A 6076-nucleotide genomic window follows, 5' to 3' on the forward strand; every position below is an offset into this window, starting at 1 on the left:
GCCGCCGGCTCGCCTTCGCCCGGCTGATCGCCGCGCCCCGGCCGGTCTGGCTGCTGGACGAGCCGTTCGCGCCGCTGGACGCCCGCTGGCGCGCCGCGCTCGGCCTGCTGATGCAGGCGCACATCGACAAGGGCGGGGCCATCCTCGCCGCCGTCCACGACCCCCTGCCGGTGGCCGCGCGGGCGGTCGATATCGGAGCCGGGCGGTGAGGGCCCTGGCCATCCTGTTCCGGCGCGAGCTGGCCCTGGCCTGGTCCGGCGGCGGCGGGCCGCTGCTGGCCTGCGGCTTCTTTCTTTGTTTGACCGCCTTGGTGCCGCTGGCGGCGGGCGGCGACCCGGCCGGTCTGAAGGCCATCGCCGGCGGGATCGCCTGGCTGGCCCTGGCCCTGTCGTCGATCCTGTCGCTGGAGCGGCTGTTCGAGCGCGACCTTGAGGACGGGGCCCTGGACCTGATCGCCCTCGGCCCGGTTCCGCTGGAGCTGACCGTGCTGGCCAAGGCCGCGGCCCAGTGGCTGGCGGTCGGCGTCCCCCTGGCCTTCACCGCGCCCGTCGCCGCCATCACCCTCGGCCTGGCCCCGGAACAGGCCCCGCTGGTCGCGCTGTCGGCCCTGATCGGCGCCCTCGGCTTCGCCCTGACCGGCGCGCTCGGCGCGGCCCTGGCGCTGGGCTCGAAGCGGGGCGGCCTGCTGATCGCGGTCGTCGTCCTGCCGCTGTTCATCCCGCCGGTGGTGTTCGGCGCGGGCGCGCTGGAGCGGACGGTGAGCGGCCTGTCGCCGGCGCCCGCCCTGGCCTTCCTTCTGGCCTATGTGCTGTTCGCCGCCGTGGTCACGCCGTTCGCGGGCGCGGCGGCGATCCGCAACGCGCAGGGCTAGCGTCCACCCGGCGAAAGCGGGACTAGCGGCTGGTCGCGGCGGGGTCCAGCTGCGCCACCCAGGCCTCGAGGCCGGCCGTGTCGGACATGTCGCCCGTCCAGACGTGGGCCGGAACCACCGTCTCGTTGTTGCCCCGCGCCCGGCCGCGATAGACCTTCATCGGCAGATGGGTCTGGGCCCGGCCGCTCGGCAGGGCCTGGCGGCGGACCTCCATATAGACCGTGTCGGCCGAGGTCTCCTGGCCGATAACCGTCGCCCCGGCGGCCGTCAGCACGTCCACCGCGTCGAGACAGGCCGAGGCGCAGCCGTAGTCGGTCAATACCCAGGTTCGCGCCCGCATGGCGGTCGTCGGCGGCCCGGCCTGCGCCGCCGCCGCCTCGTCGCCGTCGCTGAAGTCGGGCTGGCGCCACAGGGCGTCGCCGCGCTCCACGGCCGCGCCCAGGCCGGTCACCATCCGGTCGAAATAGTCGGCGAGGTCGGGGTTGTCGGCGAACATCCGCTGGTATTCGACCACCGCCGCGAGGTTGGCGGGCGATGCGCGCCAGTCGACTCCCTCCGACCCCTTCACGCGGTCGTCGATCCACGCCGCGCCCCACAGGGCCTTGGCGATCTCCGTGCTCCAGGTGGAGGAGCCGCCGTTGTTGCCACGCAGGTCGAAGACCACGACGTCGGCGGCGCGGATGGCGTCGGCGGACGCCACGACCTGTTCGTGCAGGGCGGTGAGCTGGATCCCTTGCTCGCTGGAGGCGTCCGGGTCGAACGATCCCATTTCGATCCAGTAGCCGCCGTCGATGGCGCGCAGGCCGACGCCGGTGACGTGGCGTCGGGGACTGGCCGCGGCGAAGGCCTCGTCGACCTCCTCGTCGGTCAGGGGCGCCCAGGCCAGGCTCCACGTCCGCTGTTGACCGTCGGTCTCGAACACGCAGGTCTGCGGCAGGGTCACGTAGGGATCGTGATAGTCGACGAACAGCGAGGCGGACACGGCGACGCGCCGCGACCGCAGCGACCACCGTCCCGCCCCCTGGCCCAGCAGTTCGGCGGCCAGGGCGTCCGCGTCCCGGCCGTCGCACGAGATCAGCCGCGCCCCCGCCGGCGGCCGCTCGCCACCCTGGCTGAACGCGATCTCGACCCGGTCTCCGCGCAGGGTCGTCAGGAATCCCGGCCAGCGGCGGCGCCACTCGTGTCCCATCGGAGCGAACTCCGACAGGCCCAGATGGCCGTCATCGAACGAGGCCGAATAGGCCTGCAGGGCGAAATGCCAGTCCTCGTAGGTTTGCGCCGTTTCGGCCCGGGTCAGGGCGGTCCGCAGCCCGCCGTCCAGCAGGGCGCGGAAGCCGGGGTTCTCCGGATCGACCGGCCCCGGATGGGAGTCGGCGATGAGGTCGTGGAACGCCCGGGCGTCCTCGCGCAGCGCCTGGCCCCAGTCCGCCGGTGCGGCGACGGGCGGCGGCGTTTCCTGCGCGAGGGCGGGGCCGGCTCCGGCAAGGGCGGCGACAAGGGCGAGGGCGGCGGCGGTCGTGTTCAAGGGCGGACTCCGGCTGCGGGGACGTCGCCTTGTGAAACAACGTTCGCGCAGGAGCCACTTAAGAGTTGGTAATTCGCCCCCGGCCGACCCGCCGGGCGGAGACCCGATCAGGCCTTCTTGACGAACTCGGTCCGGAGCACGAGGCCGCGCACCTTCTCGACATTGGCCTCGATCTCGTCGGGGTCGCCGGTCAGGCGGATGTTCTTGACCAGGGTCCCGCGCTTCAGCGTCACCCCTCCCGAACCCTTGACCTTGAGGTCCTTGATCAGGGTCACGCTGTCGCCGTCGGCGAGGACGTTGCCGTTGCTGTCTTTGGTCGGATCGTCGGTCATGGAACCCGCCTACCGCCTCGCCGCGGCGGCGTCGAGTCCGGCGAGCCAGGCCTCGATCCCGGCCGTGTCGGCCAGGGCGCCGCGCCATTCGTGGACAGGGACGTGGGTCTCGTTGTCGCCGCGCGGACGGCCGCGATAGACCTTCATCGGAATCCGCGCGACGACGCGGCCGCCGGGCAGGGGCTCCTCGCGGATCTCCATATAGGCGGTGTCTCCCGAGGTCTCCTGGCCGACATGGGTCGCCCCCAGGGCCTTGAGCAGATCGACGGCGTCGAGGCAGGCCGAGGCGCAGCCGGAATCGGTCAGGACCCAGGTCCGCGCCTTCATCGGCGAGGGCCCGGCGGGCGGCGCGGCGGTCGCCTCTTCCTCGTCCGGCTGACGCCACAGCGGCCGGCCCTCCTCGCGGGCGGCCCGCAGGCCGTCGGCGATCGCGGTCAGCCAGGCCAGAACCTCGGGGTTCGACCCCATCAGAACCTTGTATTCCTCGATGGTGGCGAGGTTCTTCTCCGACGTCCGCCAGTCCACGGCCTCGGCCTCCGGAGAGCGGGCCTTGACCTCGGCCTCGCTCCACAGGGTCGCCGCCAGGGCGTTGATCCAGGCCGACGAGCCGCCGCCGTTGCCACGCAGGTCGAAGACTACGGCCGGGGCCTCGCGAATCTCGTCCGCCCGGGCCTCGACCGCCGACTGCAGGGCGGTCAGGGCCATGCCGTCGGCGCTGGCCGGATCGCCGTTGAAGCCGCCGAGGCCGATCCACTGGCCGCCGCTCCACGCGCGCAGCTCGATCGGGGCGGTGAAGCGGGGGCTGCGCGCGGCGGCGAAGCCCTCGTCACGGACGGCGTCCGGCAATTCGCGCCACGTCAGTTGATAGGGGCGCGTCTCCGCGCCGACGCGGAACTCGCACTGTTCGGCGCGGCGGACCCAGGGATTGTGCTGGTCCACGAACAGGGTGGAGGCGAAGATCGCGCGGCGCGACGGCAGCGACCAGCGCCCGGCCCCGCGGCCGATCATCTCCGCGGCCAGATCTCCGGCCGACCGACCGTCGCAGCCGATCAGGACCGCGCCCTCCGGCGGAGCGGCCGGGTCGCGGCTGAACACCACCTCATGGCGCTCGCCGTCCGGTCCGGTGCGCAGACCGGTCAGGAAACCGGGCCAGTGCGCGGTCCAGACATGCCCCATGCCGGCCCAGCCCGACAGGCTCAGATGGCCGTCGTTGAACGAGGCGGCGTATTCCTGCAGGGCGAAATACCAGTCCTCATAGCTGTCCGCCGTCCGCGCCCGCTCCAGCGCCTCGGCCAGGCCGGCCTCCAGATGGGGGTTGAACCCGGGATTCTCGACGTCGACCGGCCCGGGATGGCTGTCGACGATGGCGTCGTGGAAGGCCTGGGCGTCCTGCGCCAGGGCGGTTCCCCAGTTCTCGGGCGCGGGCGTGGGCGCGGCGTCCTGGGCCAGGGCGGGCGCGGAGAAGGCGGCGAGCGCCAGAACGACGGCGGACGCGGCGGCGAGGGGTCGGGACATCGGGATGACCGGGTTTGAATGGACGGTGGTCCGCCTCTACGGCCACGCTCGCCTGCGCGCCACTTAAGGCTTGGTAATGCGGCCCGCGACCGCGCGCCCGCTTGCCGCGCGCGCGGTCGGCGCGTAATCGGCGCGGCATGTTCGGCCTCGCCAATCCCGACCGCTTCCTGCGCTTCACCCGACCGCTGATGCCGGTGGTCTGGGGGCTGGCCGTCGTCCTGCTGGCCGTGGCGACCTGGCTGGCCTTCGCCGCGCCGGAGGACTTCCGCCAGGGCGACACGGTGCGGATCATGTTCGTCCATGTGCCCGCCGCCTCGGTCGGCCTGGCCGCCTACGCCGCACTCGGCGTGTCGAGCTTCTTCGCCCTGGTGTTCCGCCATCCGCTGGCCGACGCCGCCGCCCGCGCCGCGGCCCTGCCCGGGGCGGCCTTCACCGCCCTGTCCCTGGTCAGCGGCAGCCTGTGGGGCAAGCCGATGTGGGGGGCCTGGTGGGCCTGGGGCGACGCCCGGCTGATGTCGGTGCTGATCCTGTTCCTGTTCTACCTCGGCTACATGGCCCTGCGCGCCTCGATCGACGACGAGGCCAAGGCCGCCCGGGCCGCCGCCGTGCTGGGTCTGGTCGGCCTGATCAACCTGCCGATCGTCAAATTCTCGGTCGACTGGTGGAACACCCTGCACCAGCCGGCCTCGCTGATGAGGGCCGACGGCCCGGCCATGCCGCCGGTCTATCTGACCCCCCTGCTGACCATGATGGCGGCCTGGGGCGTCCTGTTCCTGGCGCTCTGGCTGACCGCCATCCGCACCGAGGTCGTACGGCGGCGGGTTCTGTCGGTCCGCGCCCGCCGCGCCCTGGAGGCCTGACCGCATGCCCGATCTCGACATGAGCCCCTACGGCGCCTTCGTCTGGCCCGCCTGGGCGATCAGCGCCGTCGTGCTCGGCGCCCTCGCCGCCCGCGCCCTGCTCGCCGCTCGCCGCTGGTCGGCCGAGCTGAAGCGGCTCGAAGCCGATCAACCGGCGGAGGACCGTCGATGAACCGCTGGTTCGCCGTCATACCCCTGCTCGCGCTCGTCGCCCTGGTGGCCTTCGCCGCCGTCCGGCTGGGCGACTTCACCGGCCGGTCGCTGGCCGAGGGCCGCAGCAGCGAATACCGGCCCGACGCCCTGGTCGGCCAGCCGGTGCCGGAGACGGTCCTGCCCATGCTGACCGGCGCGACGGCGGGCCCGGGCATGCTCGACCTGAAGACCGCCGGCGTCGGCAAGCCGATGCTGATCAATGTCTTCGCCAGCTGGTGCGCGCCCTGCAAGATCGAGCACCCCAATCTGATGGCGCTGAAGGCGCAGGGCGTCGCCGTCGTCGGCGTGGCCTGGAAGGACGATCCGGCCGACACCCGGGCCTTCCTCGACGAGTTGGGCGATCCCTATTCCATGGTGCTGGTCGACCGGGACGGCCGCGCCGGCCTCGACCTCGGCATCACCGGCGCCCCCGAGACCTTCGCCGTCGACGCCATGGGCCGGGTCGTGGGCAAGAGCTCGGGGCCGCTGGTCGATCAGGCCGAGATCGACCGGCTGGTGGCGGCCATCCAGGCCCCGCCGCGCCCGCTGCCGACCGCCGCGACACGCTGATCCCGCGACGCCGGGCCGGACGCCGTTAACCCATTTCCGACGGATTTCGTTAACCCTGTCGGCATGAGCGCGATTCGTCCCCCGGTCCCCTCACCGCTGTTCCCGGCGCAGAGCCCGCCGTTCCCGGTCCGCGCCTCGCGCTCGGACTTCTTCCGCGCGGCCCTCGACAGGGTCGGCGCGCCGATGGAGGCCGGGCCGAGCCCCGCGCCGG

7 protein-coding genes and 1 pseudogene are annotated in these 6076 nt (G+C 73.1%); 5 read left to right on the forward strand and 3 right to left on the reverse strand.

The genetic code is table 11. From position 1 onward, the window contains the following. Both RDU12_RS11290 and ccmB read left to right on the forward strand, forming a co-directional pair. Positions 1 to 209, forward strand: a pseudogene (locus RDU12_RS11290) (heme ABC transporter ATP-binding protein CcmA); the annotation flags it as partial. Next, the gene (ccmB, locus tag RDU12_RS11295; RefSeq protein WP_308684655.1) at positions 206 to 871 is read left to right on the forward strand and encodes a heme exporter protein CcmB; all 666 of its coding nucleotides are present in this window, start codon (positions 206 to 208) and stop codon (positions 869 to 871) included. The pseudogene RDU12_RS11290 and the gene ccmB, both read left to right, overlap by 4 nt. Positions 872 to 893: 22 nt before the next feature. On the opposite strand, the gene RDU12_RS11300 is transcribed toward ccmB, so the two are convergent. The 3 genes from RDU12_RS11300 to RDU12_RS11310 all read right to left on the reverse strand — a co-directional run bounded on the left by RDU12_RS11300 (position 894) and on the right by RDU12_RS11310 (position 4243). After that, the gene (locus RDU12_RS11300) at positions 894 to 2396 is read right to left on the reverse strand and encodes a peptidase S41 (protein ID WP_308684658.1); all 1503 of its coding nucleotides are present in this window, start codon (positions 2394 to 2396) and stop codon (positions 894 to 896) included. A 107-nt stretch (positions 2397 to 2503) separates the two neighbouring features. Then, on the reverse strand, positions 2504 to 2728 hold the full coding sequence (locus tag RDU12_RS11305) for an alkylphosphonate utilization protein (protein WP_259550722.1): 225 nt from the start codon (positions 2726 to 2728) through the stop codon (positions 2504 to 2506). A gap of 9 nt (positions 2729 to 2737) precedes the next feature. Beyond that, positions 2738 to 4243 (reverse strand): S41 family peptidase, encoded by a 1506-nt coding sequence (locus RDU12_RS11310; RefSeq protein WP_308684660.1) that lies wholly within the window; start codon positions 4241 to 4243, stop codon positions 2738 to 2740. A gap of 137 nt (positions 4244 to 4380) precedes the next feature. On the opposite strand from RDU12_RS11310, the gene ccmC reads away from it, so the two are divergent. From ccmC to RDU12_RS11325, 3 genes are read left to right on the forward strand one after another with little or no spacing between them, the layout of a single operon-like run. Beyond that, positions 4381 to 5103, forward strand: coding sequence for a heme ABC transporter permease CcmC (ccmC, locus tag RDU12_RS11315; RefSeq protein ID WP_308684662.1), 723 nt, complete (start codon positions 4381 to 4383; stop codon positions 5101 to 5103). 4 nt (positions 5104 to 5107) lie between these two features. Then, positions 5108 to 5275: a heme exporter protein CcmD gene (ccmD, locus tag RDU12_RS11320; protein WP_308684663.1), complete on the forward strand. Its 168-nt coding sequence runs from the start codon at positions 5108 to 5110 to the stop codon at positions 5273 to 5275. Next, positions 5272 to 5865, forward strand: coding sequence for a DsbE family thiol:disulfide interchange protein (locus RDU12_RS11325; RefSeq protein WP_308684665.1), 594 nt, complete (start codon positions 5272 to 5274; stop codon positions 5863 to 5865). The genes ccmD and RDU12_RS11325 overlap by 4 nt, the downstream gene beginning before the upstream one ends. The last annotated feature ends 211 nt before the right edge of the window (positions 5866 to 6076 follow it).

This window comes from Brevundimonas sp. (assembly GCF_031082345.1).
Classification (GTDB): Bacteria; Pseudomonadota; Alphaproteobacteria; order Caulobacterales; family Caulobacteraceae; genus Brevundimonas.